Source organism: Arthrobacter sp. Soil764, from assembly GCF_001428075.1.
In the GTDB taxonomy this organism is placed as follows: domain Bacteria; phylum Actinomycetota; class Actinomycetes; order Actinomycetales; family Micrococcaceae; genus Arthrobacter.
The window spans coordinates 1-3,425 of record NZ_LMSI01000025.1; the positions used below are offsets into that span (position 1 = coordinate 1).

A 3,425-nucleotide genomic window follows, 5' to 3' on the forward strand; every position below is an offset into this window, starting at 1 on the left:
TCTGTGTGGTGTAAGTTGTTGGCCTATTAGTACCGGTCAGCTTCACGAGTCGTTAGTCCTCGCTTCCACATCCGGCCTATCAACCCAGTGGTCTGGCTGGGGGCCTCTCACACACAAGGTGTATGGAAATCTCATCTTGAAGCGAGCTTCCCGCTTAGATGCTTTCAGCGGTTATCCCATCCGAACGTAGCTAATCAGCGGTGCACTTGGCAGTACAACTGACACACCAGAGGTTCGTCCGTCCCGGTCCTCTCGTACTAAGGACAGCCCTTCTCAAATTTCCTGCGCGCGCAGCGGATAGGGACCGAACTGTCTCACGACGTTCTAAACCCAGCTCGCGTACCGCTTTAATGGGCGAACAGCCCAACCCTTGGGACCTACTCCAGCCCCAGGATGCGACGAGCCGACATCGAGGTGCCAAACCATGCCGTCGATATGGACTCTTGGGCAAGATCAGCCTGTTATCCCCGAGGTACCTTTTATCCGTTGAGCGACGGCCATTCCACAATGTACCGCCGGATCACTAGTCCCGACTTTCGTCCCTGCTCGAGATGTCTCTCTCACAGTCAAGCTCCCTTGTGCACTTACACTCGACACCTGATTGCCAACCAGGCTGAGGGAACCTTTGGGCGCCTCCGTTACTTTTTAGGAGGCAACCGCCCCAGTTAAACTACCCATCAGGCACTGTCCCTGACCCGGATTACGGGCCGAAGTTAGATGTCCAAAGTGACCAGAGTGGTATTTCAACGATGACTCCACCCGAACTGGCGTCCGGGCTTCAACGTCTCCCACCTATCCTACACAAGCCACTCCGAACACCAATACCAAACTATAGTAAAGGTCTCGGGGTCTTTCCGTCCTGCTGCGCGTAACGAGCATCTTTACTCGTACTGCAATTTCGCCGAGTTTATGGTTGAGACAGCGGGGAAGTCGTTACTCCATTCGTGCAGGTCGGAACTTACCCGACAAGGAATTTCGCTACCTTAGGATGGTTATAGTTACCACCGCCGTTTACTGGGGCTTAAATTCTCAGCTTCGCCKTGMGGCTAACCGGTCCTCTTAACCTTCCAGCACCGGGCAGGAGTCAGTCCGTATACATCGTCTTGCGACTTCGCACGGACCTGTGTTTTTAGTAAACAGTCGCTTCCCCCTGGTCTCTGCGGCCCCGATCCCCTCCASAMCGCAAGGKTSTWTCAAGGTTGGGGCCCCCCTTCTCCCGAAGTTACGGGGGCATTTTGCCGAGTTCCTTAACCATAATTCTCTCGATCGCCTTGGTATTCTCTACCTGATCACCTGTGTCGGTTTGGGGTACGGGCGGCTAAAACCTCGCGTCGATGCTTTTCTCGGCAGCATAGGATCACCAAATCCCCCCAAACGGGGGTCCCATCAGATCTCAGGCTWYRTGAGTGGCGGATTTGCCTACCACTCGCCCTACATCCTTAGACCGGGACAACCATCGCCCGGCTCGGCTACCTTCCTGCGTCACACCTGTTAATACGCTTGCCTCCCGGGATCAGGTCCTGCGCTCCACCAAAACCCTTCACCCACAAGGGGTGTCAGGCAGGTWTCGGGCAGTTAGTATCCCCCGCTCAGCATGGGCGGTTTTTCGCCGGTACGGGAATATCAACCCGTTGTCCATCGACTACGCCTGTCGGCCTCGCCTTAGGTCCCGACTTACCCAGGGCAGATTAGCTTGACCCTGGAACCCTTGATCATTCGGCGGACGGGTTTCTCACCCGTCTTTCGCTACTCATGCCTGCATTCTCACTCGTGTAGGCTCCACCGCTGGTTTACACCGCGACTTCACCGCCCACACGACGCTCCCCTACCCATCCACACGCCTGAACCACAAGGGCTTAGCAAAAATGTGAATGCCACAACTTCGGCGGTGTACTTGAGCCCCGCTACATTGTCGGCGCGGAATCACTTGACCAGTGAGCTATTACGCACTCTTTTAAGGGTGGCTGCTTCTAAGCCAACCTCCTGGTTGTCTGGGCAACTCCACATCCTTTCCCACTTAGCACACGCTTAGGGGCCTTAGTTGGTGGTCTGGGCTGTTTCCCTCTCGACTATGAAGCTTATCCCCCACAGTCTCACTGCTGCGCTCTCACTTACCGGCATTCGGAGTTTGGCTGACGTCAGTAACCTTGTAGGGCCCATTAGCCATCCAGTAGCTCTACCTCCAGCAAGAAACACGCAACGCTGCACCTAAATGCATTTCGGGGAGAACCAGCTATCACGAAGTTTGATTGGCCTTTCACCCCTACCCACAGCTCATCCCCTCCATTTTCAACTGAAGTGGGTTCGGTCCTCCACGACGTCTTACCGTCGCTTCAACCTGGCCATGGGTAGATCACTTCGCTTCGGGTCTAGATCACGCCACTGCAACGCCCTATTCAGACTCGCTTTCGCTACGGCTGCCCCACACGGGTTAACCTCGCGACGTAACACTAACTCGCAGGCTCATTCTTCAAAAGGCACGCCGTCACCAGAATCAGACTGGCTCCGACGGATTGTAAGCACACGGTTTCAGGTACTGTTTCACTCCCCTCCCGGGGTACTTTTCACCTTTCCCTCACGGTACTGGTCCGCTATCGGTCATTAGGGAGTATTTAGGCTTATCAGGTGGTCCTGACAGATTCGCACGGGATTTCTCGGGCCCCGTACTACTTGGGATACTCTCACAGGCGGTACAAACACATTACGGTTACGGGACTAACACCCTCTCTGGCCGGCCTTTCAAAACCGTTCACCTATGCGCGCACATCACACCCCACCAGCCCGGCAGAACTGGTATGGAAAGTCCCACAACCCCGACCATGCAACGCCCGCCGGCTATCACACATGGAACGGTTTAGCCTGATCCGCGTTCGCTCGCCACTACTAACGGAATCACTATTGTTTTCTCTTCCTGCGGGTACTGAGATGTTTCACTTCCCCGCGTTCCCCCCACGCACCCTATGTGTTCAGGTACGGGTCACCAAGTCACTCGCGCGCTCGGCGGGGTTTCCCCATTCGGACACCCTGGGATCACAGTCCGGTTATCGACTCCCCCAGGCTTATCGCAGATTCCTACGTCCTTCTTCGGCTCCTAATGCCAAGGCATCCACCGTGTGCTCTTAAAAACTTGACCACAAAGATCAAAAACAAATTTTCGAGAGAACCACAGAAACCAACCACACCCCAACACCCCACAAGGAGGCATCAACAGCGCAGCCAGATCCAGGTTCATTAATCTTGGAAATTGCTTCTTATACAAGATGCTCGCGTCCACTATGTAGTTCTCAAACAACAACCCCACACCACACACCCCACACACAAAGTGCGTGGAGGCGTCATGGCAGGGAAACCAGAAACAAAGCACCACAAGCCAAAAGCCCATGGTCCTGTTGCCTCAGGACCCAACAGTGTGCCAAACACTAAAC

At 54.8% G+C, this 3,425-nt stretch carries 1 rRNA gene; it reads right to left on the reverse strand.

The features are described 5' to 3' along the window. Window positions 1–5: 5 nt before the first annotated feature. A 23S ribosomal RNA gene (locus ASG86_RS19010) occupies window positions 6–3,133 on the reverse strand. Between the last annotated feature and the right edge of the window lie 292 nt (window positions 3,134–3,425).